Consider the following 23,443-nt stretch of genomic DNA (forward strand, 5'->3'; position numbering starts at 1 on the left):
CTGGGCGGGACTCTCTTTCTATCCATATCGTCCTTGCTTTTCATCCCCGATAGATGCAGGCTATCCTGGAACTTTGCTCTTCAATTCCTCCAGCACCTGCGGAACTACGAATATCTCGACCTCATCCTTGTCTTTAGCAGTCCTCATCGTCTTGGGTGCACTGGCATGAGAATCCCGTTTCTGCTTGCGGTTTTTAAACTCACTGGTTTCTCTTTCTGCCTCTTCCGGCGTGGTAATGCCCTTCTCCCTCCAGTTGGCCAGTACCCGGTCCATGTATTCGAGACCACCGCTTCTGGTTCGCTGGCACATGATCTCTCCGGCCTTCATGATCACCTCGTGGGAAAAGCCCCACTGCACTCTCCATTTTTCGTACATGTTTCTCCTGGCCTCGGCCTGCATATCAATTCCGGTAAAGCTGCCGAGCTCGGCCATCTCGACCGCAAAGTCTTGCCAGCGCGACCGCGAATAACCAGGCTTGTCTACTATCCGCCGGAAATAGTCCTCCATCCCGCCCAAGTTAGAGATAGAAGCCTCCCTTAGCCCCCTAGCAATGGCCGTGATTTCGCGTGGATTGTATATCTTTCTCTCAAAGCACAGTTCCAGCATCATGATAACGTATTCTGGACGACACTTTAGCTCATCCAGCCATCGGTTTGCTTCTTTATACATCTCCGGACTAACCAGATTCCCGGTTTTCTGTTCGATGAAATCGATAACCACTCTAAGTTCTTTGTTCGCCGTGCTTGAAATCTGGTCCAGCCCAGCCCTTCCTCTTTCCAGCAACCTTTCCAATTCATGAACCCGCTGGTTCTTGGCTTGCAGTTCCTGCCGCAACAACTCTTTTTCTCGCCATCCAAGGCTATCAAGTTCAGGATGATCCCTTATGACCATTTCCTCGAGCTTGCTCCAAAGAGGCTCAAGAAAAACCCGTCTCGTTCTAAACTCGCCACCTAATGTCGATTCTTCGACTTCGACCAATCCCAACCTAACCCATTTTGACAGCCTCCAAGCAAGTTTGCTCTTGCTCAGTGAAGGATAACACTGCATAACCTGCCCGATTTCAAGTCCTCTCTGCCACAGCGGCTTCGAACGGCAACAATACGTGTACAAGAATGCTCCTAAAATGCCGATGTCTTCGGCGTCCAAGTCCAATTCTCCTGCATAATAATAAAGCGCGGCAGGTATCTGTACAAACCCCCACCGCAGCAACTCCATTGTGGCGTCCGTAGCGCCCATAATCCATCCTCCTGAAGGCACAACTCACACGTTACAGTTCCTCGTTTTATGTCTGGGTAGGTGCATTATAGCACAGCAGACATGTACCAACAACCGCAGAATAGCTACAAAAAAAGACAAAATTCAGCTGTGTGATTGGTTCCTAATCGCCCATTGTCTGCCATGACTTTCGTTAAATTTATTCGCCTAATGACCAGTCCCCCTTCGCCCGAGCCAATAATCACCGGCAACATCGAAGACACCGAGAAAACATGCCCGTACCCGGAGGACTCAGGTGGAAAAGGTGTTATCTATCTTGCTGAGATACTCGATTATGCTCTGGTAATCTCCTCTTTGCCAGTGTTGCTGGAACATTTCGTTTAGTTTTAACCTGACCTTGAGGTACATTTCCTCTGCCTGTAGAGCCTCGCTTAGATGCTCTTTCTGGTCCGCCAGTCCTGCCTCAACCCCCATTGCCTTGCTTTCCACCCGAGGAACAAGTTCCACTTCGTCAAGCCAGTTGGGTATTGCAGCCCGAAGACCTAATTCTTTCCGAACCGCTTCAGCTAGAGATAGCAGTGCATCCTCCTCGCCATGTACCAGGAAAACACCGCTTGGCATGTTCTTGAAATGCTTGAGCCACGAAAGGAGGCCTATGCGGTCAGCATGCGCAGAATAACCCTCTATCACCCTGATGTCGGCTTTCACCACTATTTCTTCTCCATGAATGCGAACCAGCTTTTCGCCATCAAGAATCCGGCGACCCAGAGTGCCCTCAGCCTGGTACCCCACGAACAGTACAGTGGCCTCCGGCCGCCATAGGTTGTGCTTGAGGTGATGCTTTATTCGTCCGGCATCGCACATCCCGCTAGCGGAAATAATGACTGTCCCCCCCGACGTCTCGTTTAACCTGGCTGACTCCTGGGCGGTACGGGAAAACTTGAGATTCGGCAGATCCAGGGGGTCCTTACCCTGGTAAAGCATAAGCCTGGTTTCATCGTCCCAACTTGCCACCATTTTTCTAAATATTTCCGTAGCAGCAATGGCTAAAGGACTGTCTATGTAGATCGGGATATCAGGTGAGAGTTCCCCTTTCTGGTAGAGAACGCTTAAATCGAAAAGGAGGTCCTGAGTCCGCTCGACGGCAAAAGACGGGATTATGAGATTTCCTCCTTTAGCCATCGTGTACTGTATGACCTCTCTCAGCATATCCTGCCGGTCAAAGTTTTGCTGGTGCAAACGGTTCCCGTAAGTAGACTCCATAACCAGGTAGTCCGCGTTTTCGATGGGAGTTGGATCCTTTACGAAAGGCTGATTTACCCTGCCTATATCCCCGGTAAAGACCACCTTAATAGTCCCTTGTGGTTCTGTTACCCACAACTCAACCAATGCCGACCCCAGAATATGTCCGGCATCCCGCAGCCGGAATTGAATGTCTTTGACCGGAGAAATCATTTCGTCGTAGTTGACAGGTCTAAACTGGGATAAGCACTTCTCAGCTTCCTCCACGGTATATATAGGACGCAGAACCGGTTTCCCTGCCCTTGTCAAACCACGATTCTTTCGCTCGACTTCCATCTCTTGAATATGCCCCGAGTCGGGCAGCATGATACTTGCCAGTTCTGCAGTCGCGTACGTGCAATAAATGGGACCCTTGAACCCTAAGTTGCACAATTTGGGAATAAGACCGGAATGATCGATGTGAGCGTGAGTAAGGATCAAAAATTCTAGATCTCTGGGATTTATTACGAAGTTCTGATAATTCCTTTCTCTTACCTCTTTGCCTCCCTGAAACATGCCGCAATCTATGGCAAATCTTATGCCGTTCACTTCCATAAAGAAAAAAGAACCGGTTACAGTTCGCGCCGCTCCCAAAAACCTCAGCTTCATCCGCTTCTCTCCTTCTGCTAGGTAGGCAGTATTCTCATCTGCTAAGCATTCAACCTGCCTGTTTGGTTTTCTTATAGTGTTTTCAACGTCAAACGGCTACTATCCTTCTTTTGTCACCGCGGTTGGCCAGTTTTCTCAACATTCCTATAAACTCTTCGGTCTCTCTTCTCACCTGTTGCTTGTCGTTAGAGTATATGGCTTCCAAAATATTTTCAAATCCAATCCTCCCCAAATCAAGCAGGCTGTCTTCAGCATGTATGGCCACGAGTACTCCTTCATATTTAGTCTTTACTCTTTCGTATGTTTGATAAAAATAGAACTTCACCTGTTTTAGCTTGGTTAAAATCTCTTCGGCATCGGTTTCTTCGCGCTCACACATGCGCACGATCTGATTCAGCCCGTTGCTGATAGCAGCGCTGGCAAGCAACGCATTGTAAAGCTCACGCTGGTACTGTCTGAAAAGGGTGTAATTCATGTACTCCTGAATCTCCTGCTTGGTCTGAGGGTGAAGGAGATTGAACTTCGAAAGAAGAGCTATTTCTTGGGCACTCATTTCTAAGAACATAAATAGAACCCCCTTTGCTTTTTACACTAAGAGGGGTTCTATCTGTTTAGCCGGTAATCCTCCTGTCTAATATCACATTTATCTCGCACTATTCAAGGTCATTCGACTTATCTCCGCCCCGATTCGGCTGCCCTTATCCTGTTCCTTTCCACGAACCTGCCCATCCGTTCAATGGCCTCCTCGATGTTATTCAAGCTCGCAGCATAACAACAACGGACAAAGCCCTCTCCCGACTCGCCAAAAGCGTTTCCCGGAACTACCGCTACCTTTTCTTCCATCAGCAGCCTCTCGGCAAATTCTTCGCTTTTCATGCCGGTTCCCCGAATCGAGGGGAAAATATAAAAGGCGCCCCGCGGCTCAAAACAGTCCAGGCCGATGTCGCGCATACCTTTCACTATCACTCTGCGCCGGTAGTCATACTCTTGAATCATTTCCCTCATTTGATGTTCACCGTGACGCAGAGCTTCGATAGCTGCCATCTGCGACATGATAGGAGCACACAGCATGCTGTACTGGTGAATCCTGTTCATGGCCGCTATCAGGTCACCGTCTCCGCAAGCGTAACCTATTCTCCACCCGGTCATGGCAAAAGCCTTGGAAAAACCATTCAACACGATGGTCCTTTCTCTCATACCGGGTAACGAGGCTATGGATACATGCCTGCCGTTGTACGTCAGTTCGCCGTAAATCTCGTCCGACACCACTATGAGATCATTGTCTACGATCACGTCTACCAGATCAGCCAGGTCTTGCCATCCCATGATGCCCCCGGTGGGGTTGTTGGGATACGGGAGTACCAAAACCTTGCTCCGCGGGCTCAGGCCAGCCACCAACTGTTCGCGCGTAAGCCTGAATTCGTTTTCGGCCGTAGTCTTTAGCATTACTGGCTTGCCGTGAACCAGAGAGGTAATCGGACCATAACACACGTAAGAAGGCTCCGGTATCAAGACCTCGTCCCCCGGGTTAATCAAGGCTCTTAACGCCAGGTCCACCGCTTCGCTAACCCCGACGGTCACCAGTATTTCTTCTTCAGGATCGTACCTGACACCTATGGTCCGATACATATAGGCTGCAATCTCTTCCCGCAACTCCAACAGTCCCTGGTTAGATGTGTACATGGTATAACCTTTTTCTAAAGAGTAACAGCAAGCTTCTCTGATATGCCAAGGGGTGACGAAATCGGGCTCTCCTACCCCTAATGAAATAACCCCCTGTGACTGCGAAACCAGGTCGAAGAACCGCCTGATACCTGAAGGCGGAATCGAACTTACAGTGTCGGCAACATACTTTTTCATGCTCTTCATGGGCTCACCACCAATCTCCGGTCTTCTTCTTCATCACTCAGCAAGAAATCGTCCTGTTTATAGCGTTTGAGAACAAAGTGAGTTACGGTACTCTGGACTCCGTCTAAAGGAGCCAGCTTATCGGAAATAAACATAGCGATGTCTTTTAAGTTTTCGCCGTGCACTACCACCGAAAGGTCATAAGTCCCACTCATCAAATACACGCATCTCACTTCCGGAAATCGAGAAATCCTCTCCGCGATGCTGTCAAAACCAACCCCCCGTTCCGGGGTGACTTTAACATCGATCATGGCTGTTACCCCGTTGTCTCCCCATTTGTCCCAATTTATGACTGCGTTGTACCCGAGAATGATTTTTTCCTTCTTCAACCGTGCAACAGTCTCGCTTACCTCTTCCTCGGACACACCTAACATGGTCGCGATCCGCTGATGGCTGGCAGTTGCGTCCTTCTCGTACAGTTTCAGTATCTTACGTTCGATCTCCCTGTCGCGCTCAACGCTCATCTTACTTGTTACCTCCTTGATCGATGCGTCTCGACCCCTCTATAAAAAATAAAACTCTCATCCGGACAAGGGACGAGAGTTGTTCCCGCGGTACCACCCTGATTGGCATACAAGCCCGCTCTTACCCTTTAACGGTGGGCTGCCGTCCGGCTTGACCTTGACCCCGGTTTCACCGGCACTCCTGGGGGGCTTTCATCTGCAACCTCATACCGGCTCTCACCTGGCCCGGCTCTCTGGGATGAAGGTTTGCCGACTACTCTCCCATTCATCGTGATAGCTGTATTCTGCTCTAATGTTAAAATTAATACTAACACTTGGCCGCTTGTACCGTCAACAGGTAAAAAAACTTTTTCCCCGGGCCTAAATTTTCTCAGTCATCTCTGTCGCCTCAGCTCGGAAGCCATCTTTCCGGCAGCAGCGCGACCGCTAGCAATGCTTTCTATTATGGACATGGGACCCGTGCACGCACCGGCAGCCAAGACCCGGTCTCGGTTAGTAGTACCTCCCGCTCCAACCTGCAAAAACCCGCCCCGGCCGGTTCCAAGTTCTAACAACGACGCTAAGCTTGGGAGGTCTTTCCCAGGAACCAGGGCCGGACACAATACTACCCAATCATACCTTCTTGCTGTCGGTTTTCTGGTCTCGGGGTCATCATAGATAACCTCCAATTCCTTACTACCCATGAGGTGAACCTTAGACGGCATAGCCCGAATATGGGTGCAAAATGAGGTCTTCGGCCGATACAAAGCCTCATACCTTTGCCGGTCCATGAAATATATATCGACGCGGCTCCCAGGTAGCTCCCCCTTCACGAGCCCCGCCAGCTTGGGTACATATAAACAACATACTCGCGAACAGTACGGAACACCGGCTCCTACTTCTCTCGACCCAAAGCACTGAATAAAGGCCAAGCGAGGGCTTTCCCCCAGAATTTCCGGGGATTCGCGGATAATGCCCTCTATTTCCAGAGCGGTAACCACCCCTGGCAGGTGGGAATAACCGAACTCGGCCCGCAGTGCTGGGGAAAAAGTGTCAATTCCTGCCGCAACGATGATGCCTCGTACCTGAAAGGTCAAACGTCCGTTTGGAGTCTCCACGTCTACTTCAAGGCCGTCCTGTAAATTTCTCATCCCGGCCACTCTTGCAGCGACTAGAGCCTTGACCAGTTCTTGTTCCTCCACTGCCCGAACCCTCTGCCCGGCAAGACAGGCCCCACAGGCCTGACACACACCATCAACCGCCTTGCAGTTGTATAAAGAAGCCTTGCCCCCCAAGCGGAGTTCTTTCTCAATTATAACCGATTCGATTTCATGCTCGGCCAGGGTAAGAGCAGCCTCCAACCCGGCCACTCCCCCTCCTATGATGAGCACTTCCGGCATACGCAATCACCTAAAACCTTTTTCTAGCCACAGATAAACACAGATAGCCACAGATTAACACTGATTTATTATTATTTTTCGCTATTCCTTTGACCGATCTGTACGGGTAGCCTGCTTCAAACAGAAAACTCTCAGGACGCCCTTCGCTGTGTCACACTACAAGAATAAACAACCAGAAATGTTTTTGTGAGCGTAAGCCCATCTGTGCATATCAGCCCGGCACTCAGCTGGCCGAAATTGTGCAACGTGCCAGCTTCTCTCGATAACGATATTCATCTATCAAAGCTTGAGCTGAGTGCCGGGTCTGTGTCCATCTGTGGTTCTACTTACGGACGCGGGTAGAGCCCCGCTCTGCTGACTATTTCCGGTATAACCTCTTCCCACGCCACAGCCATGAGGTGTACACCCCTGACCCCGGGAATCTCACGGACCTCTTGGACCTGCTCCACCGCAATTCTTATAGCCTCTTCTTCCACATCTTTCGCCTCTTCCAATCGCCGGCAGATCTCTTCCGAAACCATCATGCCGGCCACGTTCTTTTGCATGTATCTGGCCATTTTCGCGGATTTTATCGGCATGATCCCGGCCAGTATCGCGACCCGTTCATGAAGCCCCTGTTCAACCACCATCTTCATGAACTCGCGAAACCGCCCCATCTCTAAAACGCACTGGGTCTGCACAAACTCGGCCCCTGCCTCCACCTTCTTCTTTAGCCGGATGACCCGGAACTTGAAAGGGTCGGCAAAAGGGTTCTCTACGCATCCTATGAACATATCCGGGCGCACCTTCATTTCTTCCCCGCAAATGAACCGTCCGTGATCTCGCATGTTCCTTACCGCATACAACAACTGGATGGAATCGAGGTCAAAAACGTTCTTGGCTTCCGGGTGGTTGCCAAAACTCTGGTGATCCCCGGTTAAGCAAAGGATATTCTTTATCCCCAAGGCAGCGGCTCCCAACACGTCTGACTGAAGGGCAATACGGTTACGGTCGCGACAGGTCATCTGGATAACGGCTTCCAGCCCCTCGCTCTGGATTATTACTCCGGCAGCGATGCTCGACATCCTCACGATGGCAGTCTGGTTGTCGGTAACGTTAAAAGCATCCGCATACCCTTTCAGAGCCCTGGCCTTTTTGCGAACGAAATCCGCGTTACAGCTTTTGGGAGGGCCGATCTCGGCTGTTACTGCGAAATGGCCGCCAATTATGACTCTTTCCAAGTTACTCCTCGCCATGCGGCTCCACCCCCTCCCTCATCATCCGGCGCGGGCCTCCATCCCGACTCCTAGACCAGTTTTTAGGCAATACCAGTTTTTCCAAGACCTCCAGTCGTCCCTGCCGCTCTAACCGATCGTATATCAATTGCCAGGCGCAATCTACCGTATCCGATATTTCGCATTTCCCGTTTTGGGAACCACCACAGGGACCATTGAGCAGACTCTTGGAGCACCGAGCTACCGGACAGATGCCTCCGGTTAGGTCGAGGATACAGTCACCGCAAGCCTGGCATCGCTCCTCCCACACCCCGTCGGCCACCGGCATCCCGGCAAAAACCGTGTTTAACCCAGGTATGACCGGTACCACAGGTAGGACTTCTGCCAATGCCTGCACCCCAACCCCACAGGCGAGAGACAAAACGGCATCAAACGATTCCTGCCTTTCTCGCACCGGATCCAAAAATTCATACTCGCACTGGCGAGCGACACTGTCCCACTCTATCTCGATGTCTGGGCCCAATGCCATCCGCAAAAGGTGGGCCATTTTTTCCGCTTCCCTGGCCCCTCCGGTTTGACAAACAGTTACGCACCCGCCACATCCCAAGACCAGTATCCTGTGATAGCCTTGCAGTTTTGCGATTAAATCCTCCACCGGTTTTTGTTGCCCGACAATCATGTTCTCTCCCCCGTTACCCCAAACCTAGACAGGCTGTTCGCGGCCGACATTCGCATCAGGTTTACCCGGGCCTCAATCCCCAGTCTCGCCAGCAGTTTATTCAGCCTTTCTACTCTGCCTCGGAGTTTCATGTCTTGATGCCCGTGCTCACACTTGTCCTTAATGCAAGTCACTATCCAAAGGTCCCTTTTCCCGCCGTTGGCCGCCAGAACTCGCAGCATCTCGTTCTCGCCGATAGCGCCGGCACAAGGGAACAGCTGGTATTCGTACTTTGTCCCCGCTTGTTTCAAAACTAGCCCCGCCGCGTTTTCACAAGCCAGTATCGCCGGCTTCGCTTTTGGCAGGGATTCCGTACCAATCTCAGTTATCGCCTGGGCCGGGCATAAGGCGTAACAGAGCCCGCAACCCCGACAAGACAAATCATCTATGAAACAAGCTTCTCCATAAAGATTTGCGTACCGGTCATCCCGCCGAAACTCTATGGCCATATGCGGGCAGTTCCGGTAGCAGGTGAGGCAATATGCACACCGCTCTGCATTTATCTCGAACCGTTTCTCCCCCCGCATACGCCCCCGGGCCAGTACTGCTACTTTCGCAGCCAGGGCTTGGATAACGGTCTCTTCCTCCGCCTCAGTCATGAACCCCTCCGGGTCTGGAAAGATATATATTCCTTCCCGGTTGGTTCCTCCTGGGTAATCGCCCCAGTCAAAATCCATCAAACCCAACCGACTGAAGTATACCGACATGTCATCGCCCAGTACCCAAACCGGAGCTACCAAAAAGTCGGCCTCCAGACACACTTCACGCCCTAAATCCCGGTCAAAAACCGTAGCTTCAATCCTTCTCCCCAGCCCTGGTATCGGAATTGTTGACGGAACCCGATCTGTGCGTACGAAAACGACTCCCCTGCGACGAGCTTCCGTATACAGGTCTTCTCCTCCGTCGAAACTTGTCTGAATATCATCGGTTACCACCCATACCCGGCTTCTCTCGGCCAGTTTCAGCACTTCAGGCAACGCTTCCGAATATGTTCTCCTGGATACCCCCATAAGGGCAACCAAGACCGAGTAGCCCGCTGCTTCATGACAGCTTGGAAAATTCAACACCGGTCGGGATGGATCCGGAACTAATATCACCGCTCCTACCTCTACCCCTTCAACCTCCGTCCCTTTCAAGCCCACAGTAAAGCGGCCTATTTTCCCCTTGAGATAGGCCAAATCCTTGTCCCATATTGTCTGAATCCCGACAGTTCTCCCTGAAAAGGGCACAGGCTTTCGATAAGCCCAAACCACGGGCTGCTGATTGGCTATGGCCCGGGCGAGCTTTTCCGCCCGCTGGCTGCCACCCCAAACCAACACTCTTGGGTTCACTTTGTGTTCTTCATAGTAACCCAATGGTATCGCCTCACCTGGATGTTAGCTTATATAATCATAAAACAAGCGTTCCTAGCGGGCAAGCAATATGAGAATATTCACAAACTGGCTTTTCAACCCTTGTCATCAACCTTTATAATTAAACGAGCCGCGCACCGGCATGACACCAGTTATCAGAAAGGAGTCCGTAACGGGAAATGTTGGGCCGGATTCGATTTCTCTTCAAGTATGAAACTGTTTTCAGGGTCGAACAACCATGCAAAGTGAGAACCATCCCTTTTGGCGTTTTATTGATTTGCTTGGTTCTGAGTTTGGGCTTCGATCCCAAACTCGCGTTGGCCAGCGAGAATCCTCAGGTTCAGGCTCCTTCTTGCGTGCTGATGGAAGCTACTACCGGTAAGATCGTATGGGCCAAGAATCCTGATCAGCGCATGGCTCCAGCAAGTCTGACCAAGGTATTGACTGCTTTAATCGCTCTCGAAAGAGGGGACTTGAACGATAAGATAAAGGTGGGCCCTAACCCGCCCCGGGTAGAAGGCACCAGGGTATACCTGGTAGAAGGTGAAGAGGCAACCCTCGAGAACCTCCTATATGCAATGCTTTTGAATTCCGGCAACGATGCTGCATTGGCTATAGCAGAACACTTTGGCGGTTCACAGCAAGGCTTTGCCCGCCTCATGAACGAGAAAGCGGCTGCTCTCGGGGCCAGAAATTCTCATTTTGTAAGCCCTAACGGGTTGTCTGACCCCAATCACTACACTACCAGTCGGGACTTGGCCGTGATTGCCCGCGCTGCATTGCAAAACCCGGACTTCCGAAAAATAGTGGCCACCAAGACCCGTCCCTGGAACGGTCAAGACTGGCAAACTACCTTGATTAATCAAAACAAGTTGTTGTGGAAATACCCGGGAGCAGACGGGGTGAAAACCGGGTACACGACTGAAGCCCGCAACACTCTCATCGCTTCAGCTACCCGCAATGGCCAGTCTTTTATAGCGGTTGTCCTAGACGAACCGCGCGGATCCGTAGCCGAACAAGATGCCATAGCTCTGCTGGATTACGGGTTCAGCCATTTTCAATGCCTCCGACTCGCCAAAAAGAACCAGTTGGTTTCGGTGCTACAAGTCGAGAAAAATAAGAAGATTGACCTCGTGGCTGCCAGAGACTTGACCATAGTCGTGAGTACAGGAACCAAGTCGAACCCGGTGGGAGAGCTGCACCTGAATTCAGTTCACGGTCCTTTCCCCTCAGGAACTCAGGTTGGAGAAATGATATTCAAAGAAAAGGGCAAGGTGGTTGGCAAGGTGCCGGTAGTCAACCGTCAGGCCTGGCCCGCTCCTCCCCCGGGGCTGGCCGGCTGGTGGTTGCGCCTGAGCCTGGCCTTTGCCGTCCTGTGGGTTCTTGTAACCGTGGCTAAAAACCGTCAAAGGGCAAGAGGTAGATCTGTCAGTAGCAGGTCAAGGACCGCGCGTATCAGATGACGCCCGTTATCGACTGCCCTCTGCCACGGTTGAAACAGTTCACGTTATCAAATACGCTAGTTTTACTTCCACTCTCCTGTATAAGTGCTGCTTCTCTCCTTATCCTTCTCGGCCTGACATTAAATGATGTAGCACCTCGCGGTGAACCTCGAAATCCGGTTTGCTGAAAAGGACCATGCGAACCTTAAGCCCGGCGGAACAGGTCCGAAGAAACTCGGCAATGCAGTTCAAGGCTACCTCTGCAGCTTCCCGTATCGGGTACCCGAAAATTCCGGTACTGATGGCAGGAAAGGATATGCTGGCAAGACCCATTTCCACGGCTTTTTTCAAACTCTCCCGGTAGCAGGAAGCCAAGAGCTCGGCATCTTCAGGTGCTCCCCGGTAAACCGGACCTACGGCATGAAAAACATACTTGGCTTTCAGATTGAAGCCCTCAGTCACCCTCACTTCCCCGGTGGGACAGCCGCCGATCTGAGCACAAGCCATGGCCAGCTTTGGACCTGCGGCCCGGTGAATCGCACCGCAGACTCCTCCCCCCGGTGCGAGCCGGGAATTAGCAGCATTTACAATCGCATCCGTATCTTGTTCGGTGATATCCCCTTGTACGATTTCCAGCACGTTATTTCCAATCTGCCAAGAAACCACCCTTTACCACCCTTCCCTCAGTAGAATTTACGTCACTTCAGCATACGGCCTGGTATCCCACCCCTGTCTATAAACCCCGCTTTTTCAAGTATGACGCGGGTGTCGGGATGCAACTCCTGATAGTAGTAACTCAGCTCTTGAACCGGAACCCATATCGCTTCCTTGACATCATCCCCAGGAACCAAGTCACGGGAAGAAGTATAAGCCCAAAAATCGATGTAAACGACATGTAGACGGACGCCGTCTTTATCCTTAACCACGCGCTCGAAGGTTATGAGGTGGTCCCCTATTTCAGCCTCCAGTCCAGTCTCTTCTCTCACCTCCCTCCGGGCACACTCGACCAAGGTTTCGCCCGGCTCAAGCATCCCTCCCGGAAGAATCCACCTCCCGTACCAGTAACTCCTGTAGCCGTGCTTAACCAGAACCACTCGCCTGTTTTCATCTAACACCAAGGCTCCTACCCCTATCTTAATCAAAGCAACCGCATCCCCCTCGTAAAGTCCCTCAATTTTTATGATACACCCTCAAACTATCCCGGAGCTACCGTCGAAAATCCACACGTGTCTCCATAAAAAAGGGCTCGCATTAAGCTTGCCCACAACAAAAGCACCAGGTTCGATAACGCTCTCCCCTGTCCCGCCTGTTACTGATTAAGGCCCTTTCCGAGGGAAAATGTAATGCTTAACAACAAGCCCTGACTCAGTACCTGCCACTTTTCAATATCGAGTACGCCAAAAACAAACCTAACACAACAGCAGTCGCAAAACCGATCTCCACCAATGGCACTCCGGGGATAAAGCCTTCTCGGTTGCCCGCAACTATCAGCGAGCTCCCGACTATGATCGAGGCGATAATAATTGAAAGGGAAATACGGTTCGATATGATATCGAGCACCGTCTGTACCCTGTTCAGATTAGTGTGTTCCAACTTCAGCTTCAGTTCCCCTTCTTCCAACATGTTCATAATCGACTCTATTTCTCGGGGCAAGTTGCGGGCAGCCATATAATGATCCAGTAAGACTTCTGAAGCCTCTTGCCTGATACGGTCCAAAGAAAACCTTTTTTTAAGAATAGCCTTCCCGTAAGGCTCAGCGATTTCAACAACGCTGAGACCGGGATCCAGGCGGCTCAACAACCCTTCGATGGTCATCATCATCTTAACCATCAAAGAAAGCTCGGGCGGAACCCTTACCTGGTATTTGAAAGACAGTTGCACCAACTCCCCCAGGGCTTCTCCCACGTGAATCTGGGAAAAGGGCATTCCGTAATACTTCTGTTGCAGGCGAGACACGTCCCGTCGTAATTCCTCCCGGTTAACGTGACGGGTAGCAATACCTACCTGAAGCAAAGCCCGTGTAACCCCGTTTACATCGTAACGGACCATGGCCATGACCAGGTCCATGCACCTTTCGATCAACACCTCGTCCACAGTCCCTACCTGACCGAAGTCATAGAATATGACCTTCTCTCCTGGAGCAATGGCAATGTTTCCAGGATGCGGGTCAGCGTGAAAGAACCCGTGCTCGTATATCTGCTGGAAAAGAGCCTCCACAATGTGGTTTGCAACTCGCTTCAGATCAAAACCAGCCCGTATCAGCTGCTCAAACTCCGATACTTTAACCCCGCCGATGTACTCCAATACCAACACCCGGCGGCTAGTGTACTCCCAATACACCTTGGGAATAAGCACGTTTGCATTCTGACGGAAGTTCTCCCTGAACTTATCAGCGTTGCGACCTTCCTGGGCAAAGTCTATTTCCTTGCGCAGGGCATTGGCAAACTCGTCCAGTATGTCGGTAAGCTGATACAGTCGCCCCCACTTGGTGTGCTTCTCCAACATCCCGACCAGTTCATAGAGGATTTCCAGGTCGTTCTCAATGATTTTGCCGATCCCCGGGCGTTGTACTTTGACCACCACTTTTTCTCCGGTTTTTAGAATCGCTTCGTGGACTTGTCCTATCGAGGCAGAAGCCAGTGGCTCCTCGGAAAAAGAGGCAAAAACATCCTCCGTCCTCAACCCCTCTTCGTCCAAGACCTGTTGCACCTGCTTAAACGGAAAAGGAGGCACGCTGTCCTGCAGTTTTTCCAGCTCCCTTATGTATTCTGCCGGTATCAGATCAGGCCTGGTACTGAGGAGTTGCCCAAGCTTCACATAAGTAGGACCTAGTTGTTCTAGAACCGAACGTAATCTTTCTGGGCCTGTGAGGTACGTGTCTTTCCGCGTTTCTTTAGACTTTCTATTCCTGACAGGCAGGCGGTCAAACACAAACCCGAAACCGTGGCGACCCAGTATGTTCAACACTTGTCGGTAACGCTGCATGTGATTCAAATGCTTGATTCTCAACTACTTACCTCCCTACCGCATCGACCGATAAAAGAATAGAAAAGAGACGGACAGATAGCTGTCCGTCCTCACTGGCTCTCAACTTTTCTCTCGAGAGTATCTAATCGCTCCCTAATCTCGTCGATCTCAGACTTGGTCACCAATCCCAGCTCACCCCTGAGCTTCTCAACCTCCTGGCGAATGAACCCCTTGACCTCCTGGCGGTATTCTTCTCCTTTCTGCAAAAGCTCGTCCACAAACTTCTTAGCTTCCTCTTCACTGACCTCGCCCTTGGCTACCAGTTCGTTGATAATCCTTTCACTTGTCTCCTTAGCAACGCACAGCATTCCCAGCCCTAAAAACATAGCCTTACGCAACCAATTCACAGTGCCACCCCTCTCTAAAATACTAGTAATAACATATTCCCATCGCACCCGGCCCTACGTGTGACCCTATAACCGGCCCTACTTCGTATACCGGTACGGGTGCCCCCCACAAAGCCTCTATTCGCGCTTGCAGGTGGGCCGCGTCCTCTGGACAGTCGACATGGCAAACACCCACTTTTTCAATCAACCCTTTTTCGAGTCTCCGCCGGAAATCCTCTACTATCCTTTCCAAAGCCCGGATCTTGGTCCTAACCTTGTCGTAAACTTGAATGGCCCCTTGAGTAGCAAGAGAAATGAACAGTATTGGCTTTATCTGCAGTATATTGCCGACCAGCTTCCCAACCCTGCTCAGTCTACCGCCTCGAAAAAGATATTCCAAATCATCGACTATAAAGTATATGCCGAAACGGCTCTGTATCCTCTTCAATTCATCCAGGATGTCCTCTATCGCAAAGCCTGTCTTCACCATCTCGCATGCCCTCAATACCTGAAACGCCATGGCCAGGACAGTGCATCGTGAGTCCACCACAAAAATCCTACGGTCAGGAAATATCCCCTTGACCATTTCCGCCGTGTGAGCAGTGCCCGAAAGCTTACTCGTAATAAAAATACCCAGTATAGTATCCCCTGGATCAGTCTGGGAAAACGCCTCGTAAAAATCACCGGTAGAAGGCTGAGACGTTGTAGGAAAGATTTTTTCCGATCGGAGACGCCGGTAATACTCGCGGTTGGAGTAAACTGTTCCCTCCTTAAAAACCTCCATCCCCAGCGTAACGTTCAGCGGAACCACTTTAATTCGGTAACTATCTATTACTGCCTGAGGAAGATAAGCGGTGCTATCGGTAACCACGACAATAGCCACATCTCTACCCCTCTCCTCTCCCGTAACCACGGCAGAACCGGGAGTCACTGACACTACTAAAAATTATTCGCCAATACCCATAGTCTGTCAATTACAATGTGTAATCGGTAGATCGTTATAATTCCCACCAAAGAACAAGCAACCCCTCCCATGATAACCTGGGATCAGCTTCTCAGTATACGGTTTGTATATTAGACATTAGACCCCCGGGGTATAAATACCTTCTTCTCCGGTGCCTTCTCCGATTTTCCAGCAAGTTCTGTTCTGGTAGTGAAGGAATCGCCCTTTGCCGCGGCGAAGCACTATATAAACTCACGATAGGAGGCAAGCAATGAACACCCGGAAACGAGAAGGCTGGTTGGTTGTCGGTTTGCTGCTCATAGCAGTGATAGCGGGGCTATGCATCACTTTGTCCAGCCCGACAGCCCACGTAGAATACGCCCAAGAAGCTCTACAGCTACACGAAAACGATTTTTCGATCAGAAACGGGACAGCGGTTATTCGAGTCGGAACCGATACCCTGACCAGGGTAGAAAGGGACTTTGGAAAAGGTCGGTTCTTGGGAATGAGCACCGTGTATGAGCCGCCAAGCAGAGATTTCCGCCTCAGATTCCCTAAAAAGCAGGATACGGTGTGGATTTTCGATACTACCCGTCCCGGTTTTTATACTGCCCGGGGAATCCAAATAGGTGATGGAATTGATAAAGTTATTCAGGCCTATGGGGAGCACTATTCAAAGGTTATGCTGGAAGGAAACGATGTCGACTACGACTTGGTTTACGGGTCATATGGCCAAGGAACCATAACCTTTCATTGCCAGGACGGCGTGGTGACCAGAATAGTGGTTAGCCGGGATCCAGGACACTAAACCGCTACTAACCCGTAGTGATTTGGCGCAACACCGAGGCAGTCCACGTTCCGAAAAACGCTTTGATTGAACTGTAGCAAGGTGCCGGCAACACATATTAGTAAAACACAAAGTTAGGTACACGGTCTTGCGCAGAATTATCCCTTTATGATATACTGTCTCTGCAGCTTAGTGGTGTGGGCCATTAGCTCAATTGGCAGAGCAGGTGACTCTTAATCACAAGGTTGGGGGTTCGACTCCCTCATGGCCCACCAATTCCAACAATAGGCTTTGTGTGTTTAACACGGAGTTAAGATATGTATAGTAACCTGTTATCAAAAAAGTCGCCTTCATGGGAAAATGGAGGCGATTTTTTATGAGGACAATTAAGCCTCGTCACCGGCAACACCTCCCTTCAAGGAAATAGTCGAAGAATTCCTCTATTGACACCTTTTCACGCGATGCTTTCAACTTCCCCAAAACAAGTTGCCGGCAGATTGACTGGGAATAACAGCTACTTTCTCGAAAAGCCGATTTAAAAATAACCTCGGATCTGCTGGACTCACAGGGTAAAAAATAATAGTTATAGTACTTACTTCTAAAGGGGCTGATTGAAATTAGCAAGAAAGAGCTGTTTACTGCCGGATACCTAAACCTATACCGTACCGGCGAGTTGCGGGCCAGGGTTGAGGAGCTTAAAAGCCGCCTTCGCTGCTGCAATACCTGCCCCCACCATTGCGAAGTGGACCGCGTGGCGGGAGAACGGGGCTTTTGCCGTACAGGCTCTAACCCCGTTGTGGCCAGCTACGGTCCCCATTTCGGCGAAGAGAGCGTTCTCGTAGGATCTAAAGGTTCTGGAACCATATTCTTCACTTACTGCGTAATGAGGTGCGTCTTTTGTCAAAACTTTGAAATAAGCCAGTTGGGAGAAGGAGAAGAAATAACAACCGAAGCCCTGGCAGACATAATGATTTCCCTGCAGCGTCGGGGATGCCATAATATCAATTTAGTGTCACCCACCCACGTTATTCCCATGATCGTGGAGGCAGTTTGTCTGGCAGTGCCCAAAGGATTGGCGGTTCCTCTGGTTTACAACACAGGTGGGTATGAAGATGTAGCCACCTTGAAACTATTGGACGGCATCATCGACATCTACATGCCAGACGTCAAATTCGCCGACAATCAAAAAGCTCGAAAATACACAGGGTGCCGCTCGTACTTCGATGTCGCTAAGGCCGCGATCAGGGAAATGCACCGCCAAGTTGGAGATCTTAGATTCGATTCCCAAGGATTGGCGGTAAAAGGACTCTTGGTACGGCACCTGGTCCTTCCAAACAACCTGGCCGATTCGGAAGCTGTCCTTAAGTTCTTGGCTGAAGATATATCTCCTAACACCGTCGTCAATATCATGGCTCAGTACCACCCAGCGTATAGGACCTCGCACTATCCGGAGCTCGCCCGCAGGATCCGCCGTGAAGAATACGCCCACGTAGTCGAGTTCGCCCGTGCCCTCCGAATGGATCGGGCGATGTTTTCGCTCTGGTAAGGCCTCGGGAGACAGGATTTAGAGAAATTACCCAGAGTACATTTGGCAGCAAGTGCCCTGAAGCCCGAAAAAAGAATTTCATTTGGACGTCTCACCTATGGGGTAAACAACGTCCGCCCGTAAGGCCTCAGCTGCAAAGGCCAGAGCGGCTCGGATCGCTTCCCTGGTAAGCCGAGGGTGGGCATCTAAGATTTGTTCCACCGTTTCGCCTGCGGCCAGCTTTTCTAGTATAAGCTCCACGGTAATGCGTGTCCCGGCAATCACCGGTTTGCCCATCATCACTCTTGGGTCCGAGACGACCAAACCGTGGTACTTGTCCATTGCTTCCTATCCCTCCTTCGCGGTTCCATACTACCACGACCGTAAGCAATACACAAGACGTTGAGCATCTGGGAAGTAAATTCTCCCGTTACCCACTTACCGGAGGTCCGGAATCCCCTGGAGGAGTGGAGGTGGCCTTGTGCACGAGTTCCCTGAATCGACCGGATACGCTGTTGATAGTAGCCCGCAGATCATGAGATGGCACTTGCCCTTGAATAGCCCGATTGTAGGTAAGTACCATTCCAACAGTAGCTATAGGGTCAATCAAGGCCCATTTTATTACGTTTGCCAGAACGAACGCGGCCAATAGTCCAACAAAACCATAAAGAGCTTGCAACCCGGGTTCCGGAGTTAGGCCCTTAGCCACTCCCAGGAGGGGGAAAAGTATCAACAGGAAGCTCACCACCCAAATACAGGTCACAATCAGCACGCACCAGGTGGCTGTGCCCAGAAGCTGCCGCCAGCTCTGGGCATACAGCACGACCCCGTCGCAGGCCGCCTGGTATACGTTTTCGTCTTCGCGGCGTAGGATATAGCTCATCACGGCCTCGTCGATATAGGTAGCCGCCAGGTTCAGAATTCGGCGCAGGATCCCAATGATCAGGCCCAAACCCGGAATGTTCGCTAGACACCCGGCTGCCTGAGTCAGCCAGTTGAGAACCTGCCGCACCGTTCCTGCAACCAGTTGATCAACCACAAACAGGGCGCTCGCACTACCGAAATGCTTAAGCACCTTCTCTTTTCCGTAAGCGACTTGATTAGTGCCCTCTGGCAAACGACCTTTGGTAACAACTTCGGTGATGACGGCAACGTGAGCGATTCTTACTAAATACAAGACATACCTCTGGGCCAAAACAGCTAGTGCCCATGCGCCCATGAAGGCAATCAACCCAACTACCGCGAGCGGTAGCCCTGCGCTCTGAAAGAAACGAGCTGTTAGTAACCCTACGGCACCCATCAAGCCCAAAAAGACCAGTAAAACCAGGGCAAATGCCAGGTACGCTATGATGCGTAGAAAAACATACGGCAATGTCTGAAAGAATAAGCCTACAGCTGAAACATTAGCCCTAGGAGGTGTCGTGCCCCCGCCGTCATGGCCTGAAGTTGTAACTTCAGGAGAACCAGAACTATCAAGTGTGCCAGAATTGATAGAGCCGTTGGAAGTAACAATCTCAGACCCGAGGGAAGTAGCCTCGTCAGCCAAGGTTTGCGCTTCCCCGGCCGGTAAAGGCGATCCGCAGTTCACACAGTAGCGCGCCCTTGTGTCAGCCTTGGCACCGCATTGTGGGCAGAACATATGAAAATACCCCCTATCCAAAATCACTCACGATTGTTCTTACTCTCGCTCTATTTATATGTTTCAATGGGCTCTTAGGTCCTCTCCAACTAAGGCATGATAGAAATAGTCCGCGTAGCAGCATTCCAGTTGACCTCGGCCCCCAGAGCTTCGCTGACAAAGCGCAGGGGGACCAGAGTGCGGCCATTAAGCACAACGGCTGGCTGTTATCGAACGAGAAATGCGAAACCTCTACCGGCCAGGCCCGGTCGTTGGCCTTCACCTGGAGGTTATAGGTGATGTCTGGCTGCCCTGATGGATTCGATATGGCGGTGAGCATTACAAATGACGGATCGTTAATCAGTACCTGCCGTTTAACCGGAGACTGGGCGATAGCCATGGGTGAATACCCGATTGGAAAGATAGTAATGGCAAGCACTGTTAAAATAACTATCCAACAAAACCTCGCCCGTGATGTGGGAAAGAAACCAACTTTGGATCCCTCCTAACGCAGTGCAGTTGTACCAACTTGCTTCCCTGTTCACCGTTTTTCTGCATACTGCTCTGCCAAATCACCGATATACGGTAGCTTATACCGTTCTCCCTGGTAAGCCTTCACCATAAGAAGCACCCACAGGATAACGGACAATAGCGAGAGCAAGCTTGTAAAGACGTGAACGATGCCCCATATCCTCCACAACCCTAATGGAAACAAGATGGAAACAATGACGTATATCCCTGTAATGCCTCCGAAAACGAGAATGGACTGCATGGCGTGAAATCTAACAAAGGAATCTTTTTCGATAAAGTAGAACACTAGTCCGGTGAGCCAGCCCAGAACGTAAGATAAGAGTGCCGCCAGGTTTCTCGGAAGGCCGGTATCGGTTCCGGCTCCCCCTACCGGCGGTTGAGTCCCCGTTTCCTGTTCGGACCCGAGAGGACCGGTCGGTGCCTCCTCATCAGATAATCCGGCGTTACTTGGTTCCGGCGCTGCCGAAACCGGGTGCCGCGGTCCTTCCCTTTGAGAAGTGTTTTCCCCCAAAACCGACGAATACGAAGTCGTTGAGGGCTGATCCAATGGCGCTCCGCACTCGGCGCAGAACCGTGCACCTGGCGTCACTTCTTTACCGCATTGACCGCAGAACATCTTCCCCCTCCTCTTAAAAACCCGCTATCCAACTAACGGTTTTTTTAGTCTTCGGGAAACGGTAACAACCATACAGCAATGAACCCCGAGCCTTAGGGAGCACATATAAACCCATACATTTTCAGAATAAATGAATGATCGTCAAAAAAACGTCAAAAACGAGGATTATCCATCCACCTGATTGGCTTACAAAAACAAGAAAGCAGGTTTCCTGACTCTACCGCAACGAAACCTGCCGTTTTCACCGTTAATTGTTTGGCCACAATACCGTACTAGAACTCGTCTGAAAAAGTAGAGGTGACATCGACACTTTTTGATATGTTCCTCAGGTCGTTTTGGACCTGGCGCGCATCGTATCGACTACCGATTCTCAGGAAAAGACGTTTGGCTTCTCCTAAGTACAGTCTGGCCCCTGCGGGTTGGCCCTGCGCCCAGGAGAGCAAGCCATCAACCCGGGCGAGCCAGGCTCGAGTCCAGCGGTCAAACGGATCGGCCAATTGTTCGACCCGCTTCCGGCAAACCGCCGCTGCTGCGTGCTGCCCCTGCTTGAGCAAAGCTACCGATCTGTGGCAGTAAAACAATGCCTCAAAAGCCCCCCATTCTCGAATGCGAGCCAATCTTATTCCCACCCCGGCCCAGCGAGCTGCTTCCCTGAATAGCCCCGCAGCGAGCATTTCTTCCACAACCGAACGGATGGTACAAGCGATCATTGGGCTAGGAAGGTTAAGTAGCCGCGCCCGCAGCCATCCCTCTACACCTGGCAAGAGAGAACGGCGTGCCTCGCTCGCTGCAAACAGCGTGTTCAGATATACGAAAGGCTCCGGGTTGTATTTGTCCATTTCCGGTTTTAGAAACCCGTCCATCTCCGAGGGTTTGTCCTGGTAATGTAAGACCACAATCATCATCGACCTGGTCATGCATTCCCCCACCTTCACCATTAAGGACGGGAAGGTAGTGGCTCGGATTATAGTCAGCGCTTCCTGCAGAAAGCGTTCTGCTTCAGCTAAATCGCCGATGATGTATGAAAGTATCCCTCGTTGGAAAATCATCCAAAGTATCTCCCAAGGGGTGCCCATATAAGGTATGCTTTGAAGCGCCCGATCGAAAACCGCTACCGCTTCGGCCAAGCGATGTTTCTCCCGAAGACATATGGCCAGCACAGCTGCCAAGCGGCCTTCGGCTTCCCGATCTCCTAGTTTTACGGCCAGACTTAACCCCTCCTGGGCCAGTTCCACCGCCCGGCTGTTCAGGCCTGCTAGCCAGCAGGCCTGCGCCCCTAGCTGCAAGGCCCGCTCCAGGTCCGCAGGCGGTCCGTTAGCCCTGTAATACTGCAGGGCCTCTTCTATGTAACGTAATCCTTTATCACGCAACGAATTGTCCAATTTAGGGGTCAGGGGGATTGAAAGCCATATCAGAGCTTCTCCCAGCATCAGGCGAGCCCTGGCCGCCAGGATACTAAAACGGTCGAAAAAGGTCAAAGCTTTTTCCAGCGATTTGATGCCTTCTTTCGTTTCTCCCATCAGGGCCATTGCCTCGCCGGAAACTAGAAGCAACCGGGCATTCCGTAAAGGATCGGTAGAAAGCCTTTCCCCGATGGGTAACTCTTCCAACTCTCGGCTACCGATGCCGGAATTTGTTGGCCTTCGGCTGGAAGCGCTTTTCTGCGAGCGCGTAGTGGAACTCTCTTCGCCGTTTGGTACCAGCTTGTGTACGAGATCCACAGTAACGTCACTGGGCGAGACGCCCAGTTCCTTTTTGAGCACCTCTCGACATTGCTCGAACTGTTCTAATACTCGTCTGGGTTGACCTAAGGTCGCGTAGAGGCGCATCAGGGTCTGGTGAGCAGCTTCGTCAAGGGGATCCGCAGTCAACCACTGGGTAGCATAAGAAACGGCTGCTTCGTGGAAACTCAAAGCAGATAGGCGATGCACCAGAGCCCGGAGGACGGCTAAGTACAGGTCGGCCAAACGTCGGCGCTCAGGAAGGCTCCATTCCGCATCCAGATCCTCGAGAAACGGTCCCCGGTAAAGGGAAGCGGCTTCCATCAACAGTTCTACTTCCCAGTCATTTTCCCGCAATCCCGCTAAGGCCTTGTGCTCGAAAAGCCGTGCGTCCACCATGCAGTCCGGCCGGGCCACCACACGCACCGCGTCTCGCCTAACTTCCAAGAGGTTATCCGGGGTACCCGTTGTGGCCAAGGCTCGTCGCATCAGATACAAGGCCGTGCGGAGGTTCCTCGCTGCCCGATCCTCGTCAACGTCACCCCAAAGCATGCCGCGTAAGAGTTCCCGTCTGGCCCATGAACCCTGTTGCCAGAAAAGGTACGCCGCTAGCATGCGTACCTTGATAGTGGGAAGGGAAACCTCTCCATCCGGAGCAAGAATACTAAAACGGCCCAGCATTTCTACCCGGATCATCCCGCCACCTCTCAGAATCTATCTGGAATTCCTTTTGCCAAAATTATTCGAGAAAGACCAGCTCTTTCCTT

Annotated in this window: 23 protein-coding genes, 1 tRNA gene and 1 other annotated feature; of the genes, 5 read left to right on the forward strand and 19 right to left on the reverse strand. The window is 51.3% G+C overall.

Annotated features, from left to right (window positions below; genetic code table 11):
- Positions 1–60: 60 nt before the first annotated feature.
- From SLIP_RS06860 to SLIP_RS06900, 9 genes are all read right to left on the reverse strand, one after another.
- Positions 61–1,236: a DnaD domain protein gene (locus tag SLIP_RS06860; protein WP_013175552.1), complete on the reverse strand. Its 1,176-nt coding sequence runs from the start codon at positions 1,234–1,236 to the stop codon at positions 61–63.
- A 270-nt stretch (positions 1,237–1,506) separates the two neighbouring features.
- Positions 1,507–3,105, reverse strand: a complete 1,599-nt coding sequence (locus SLIP_RS06865; RefSeq protein ID WP_013175553.1) for an MBL fold metallo-hydrolase RNA specificity domain-containing protein — start codon at positions 3,103–3,105, stop codon at positions 1,507–1,509.
- An 88-nt stretch (positions 3,106–3,193) separates the two neighbouring features.
- Positions 3,194–3,670 (reverse strand): hypothetical protein, encoded by a 477-nt coding sequence (locus tag SLIP_RS06870; protein WP_013175554.1) that lies wholly within the window; start codon positions 3,668–3,670, stop codon positions 3,194–3,196.
- A 107-nt stretch (positions 3,671–3,777) separates the two neighbouring features.
- Complete coding sequence (locus SLIP_RS06875) at positions 3,778–4,974, reverse strand: aminotransferase class I/II-fold pyridoxal phosphate-dependent enzyme (protein ID WP_013175555.1); 1,197 nt, start codon at positions 4,972–4,974, stop codon at positions 3,778–3,780.
- Positions 4,971–5,477, reverse strand: coding sequence for an Lrp/AsnC family transcriptional regulator (locus SLIP_RS06880; protein WP_013175556.1), 507 nt, complete (start codon positions 5,475–5,477; stop codon positions 4,971–4,973). The genes SLIP_RS06875 and SLIP_RS06880 overlap by 4 nt, the downstream gene beginning before the upstream one ends.
- A 65-nt stretch (positions 5,478–5,542) precedes the next feature.
- Positions 5,543–5,755 (reverse strand) — a binding site (T-box leader).
- 96 nt (positions 5,756–5,851) lie between these two features.
- Positions 5,852–6,856, reverse strand: coding sequence for an NAD(P)-binding protein (locus SLIP_RS06885; RefSeq protein WP_013175557.1), 1,005 nt, complete (start codon positions 6,854–6,856; stop codon positions 5,852–5,854).
- A 326-nt stretch (positions 6,857–7,182) separates the two neighbouring features.
- Positions 7,183–8,091, reverse strand: a complete 909-nt coding sequence (locus tag SLIP_RS06890; protein WP_013175558.1) for a methylenetetrahydrofolate reductase — start codon at positions 8,089–8,091, stop codon at positions 7,183–7,185.
- A complete protein-coding gene (locus SLIP_RS06895) occupies positions 8,078–8,749 on the reverse strand; it encodes a methylenetetrahydrofolate reductase C-terminal domain-containing protein (RefSeq protein WP_013175559.1) in 672 nt (223 codons plus the stop codon). Before SLIP_RS06895 ends, SLIP_RS06890 begins: the two co-directional genes overlap by 14 nt.
- Positions 8,746–10,119 (reverse strand): 4Fe-4S binding protein, encoded by a 1,374-nt coding sequence (locus tag SLIP_RS06900; protein WP_148216538.1) that lies wholly within the window; start codon positions 10,117–10,119, stop codon positions 8,746–8,748. The genes SLIP_RS06895 and SLIP_RS06900 overlap by 4 nt, the downstream gene beginning before the upstream one ends.
- A 200-nt stretch (positions 10,120–10,319) precedes the next feature.
- Here SLIP_RS06900 and SLIP_RS06905 point away from each other — a divergent pair, with 200 nt between their 5' ends.
- Positions 10,320–11,603 (forward strand): serine hydrolase, encoded by a 1,284-nt coding sequence (locus tag SLIP_RS06905; protein WP_013175561.1) that lies wholly within the window; start codon positions 10,320–10,322, stop codon positions 11,601–11,603.
- A gap of 99 nt (positions 11,604–11,702) precedes the next feature.
- Here the strand turns inward: SLIP_RS06905 and SLIP_RS06910 are convergent, their stop codons facing one another.
- The 5 genes from SLIP_RS06910 to SLIP_RS06930 form a co-directional block, all read right to left on the reverse strand.
- Complete coding sequence (locus SLIP_RS06910) at positions 11,703–12,248, reverse strand: macro domain-containing protein (protein WP_013175562.1); 546 nt, start codon at positions 12,246–12,248, stop codon at positions 11,703–11,705.
- A gap of 32 nt (positions 12,249–12,280) precedes the next feature.
- Complete coding sequence (locus SLIP_RS06915) at positions 12,281–12,724, reverse strand: NUDIX hydrolase (protein WP_013175563.1); 444 nt, start codon at positions 12,722–12,724, stop codon at positions 12,281–12,283.
- Positions 12,725–12,947: 223 nt separating this feature from the next.
- Positions 12,948–14,591: an ABC1 kinase family protein gene (locus tag SLIP_RS06920; RefSeq protein WP_013175564.1), complete on the reverse strand. Its 1,644-nt coding sequence runs from the start codon at positions 14,589–14,591 to the stop codon at positions 12,948–12,950.
- A 68-nt stretch (positions 14,592–14,659) separates the two neighbouring features.
- Positions 14,660–14,956 carry a phasin family protein gene (locus SLIP_RS06925; RefSeq protein WP_013175565.1) on the reverse strand — a complete coding sequence of 99 codons (297 nt, stop codon included), beginning with the start codon at positions 14,954–14,956 and terminating at the stop codon, positions 14,660–14,662.
- A gap of 22 nt (positions 14,957–14,978) precedes the next feature.
- Positions 14,979–15,818, reverse strand: coding sequence for a DegV family protein (locus SLIP_RS06930; protein ID WP_013175566.1), 840 nt, complete (start codon positions 15,816–15,818; stop codon positions 14,979–14,981).
- Between the two features lie 331 nt (positions 15,819–16,149).
- On the opposite strand from SLIP_RS06930, the gene SLIP_RS06935 reads away from it, so the two are divergent.
- From SLIP_RS06935 to SLIP_RS06945, 3 genes are all read left to right on the forward strand, one after another.
- A complete protein-coding gene (locus tag SLIP_RS06935) occupies positions 16,150–16,686 on the forward strand; it encodes a hypothetical protein (protein ID WP_013175567.1) in 537 nt (178 codons plus the stop codon).
- 178 nt (positions 16,687–16,864) lie between these two features.
- Positions 16,865–16,940, forward strand: a tRNA-Lys gene (locus SLIP_RS06940).
- 476 nt (positions 16,941–17,416) lie between these two features.
- On the forward strand, positions 17,417–18,211 hold the full coding sequence (locus tag SLIP_RS06945) for a radical SAM protein (RefSeq protein ID WP_242649088.1): 795 nt from the start codon (positions 17,417–17,419) through the stop codon (positions 18,209–18,211).
- A gap of 78 nt (positions 18,212–18,289) precedes the next feature.
- Here the strand turns inward: SLIP_RS06945 and SLIP_RS06950 are convergent, their stop codons facing one another.
- From SLIP_RS06950 to SLIP_RS12390, 3 genes are all read right to left on the reverse strand, one after another.
- Positions 18,290–18,532, reverse strand: a complete 243-nt coding sequence (locus SLIP_RS06950; RefSeq protein ID WP_013175569.1) for a DUF433 domain-containing protein — start codon at positions 18,530–18,532, stop codon at positions 18,290–18,292.
- Between the two features lie 88 nt (positions 18,533–18,620).
- Positions 18,621–19,829 carry a zinc ribbon domain-containing protein gene (locus SLIP_RS12085; RefSeq protein WP_013175570.1) on the reverse strand — a complete coding sequence of 403 codons (1,209 nt, stop codon included), beginning with the start codon at positions 19,827–19,829 and terminating at the stop codon, positions 18,621–18,623.
- An 89-nt stretch (positions 19,830–19,918) separates the two neighbouring features.
- Complete coding sequence (locus tag SLIP_RS12390; RefSeq protein ID WP_083761985.1) at positions 19,919–20,023, reverse strand: copper amine oxidase N-terminal domain-containing protein; 105 nt, start codon at positions 20,021–20,023, stop codon at positions 19,919–19,921.
- Between the two features lie 81 nt (positions 20,024–20,104).
- On the opposite strand from SLIP_RS12390, the gene SLIP_RS06960 reads away from it, so the two are divergent.
- Positions 20,105–20,317, forward strand: coding sequence for a hypothetical protein (locus SLIP_RS06960; protein ID WP_148216540.1), 213 nt, complete (start codon positions 20,105–20,107; stop codon positions 20,315–20,317).
- 32 nt (positions 20,318–20,349) lie between these two features.
- On the opposite strand, the gene SLIP_RS12395 is transcribed toward SLIP_RS06960, so the two are convergent.
- Positions 20,350–20,955 carry a magnetosome magnetite crystal formation protein family gene (locus SLIP_RS12395; RefSeq protein ID WP_013175572.1) on the reverse strand — a complete coding sequence of 202 codons (606 nt, stop codon included), beginning with the start codon at positions 20,953–20,955 and terminating at the stop codon, positions 20,350–20,352.
- Positions 20,956–21,227: 272 nt separating this feature from the next.
- A complete protein-coding gene (locus tag SLIP_RS06970; RefSeq protein WP_013175573.1) occupies positions 21,228–23,372 on the reverse strand; it encodes an ATP-binding protein in 2,145 nt (714 codons plus the stop codon).
- Between the last annotated feature and the right edge of the window lie 71 nt (positions 23,373–23,443).

Source organism: Syntrophothermus lipocalidus DSM 12680 (genome assembly GCF_000092405.1).
GTDB lineage: Bacteria > Bacillota > Syntrophomonadia > Syntrophomonadales > Syntrophothermaceae > Syntrophothermus > Syntrophothermus lipocalidus.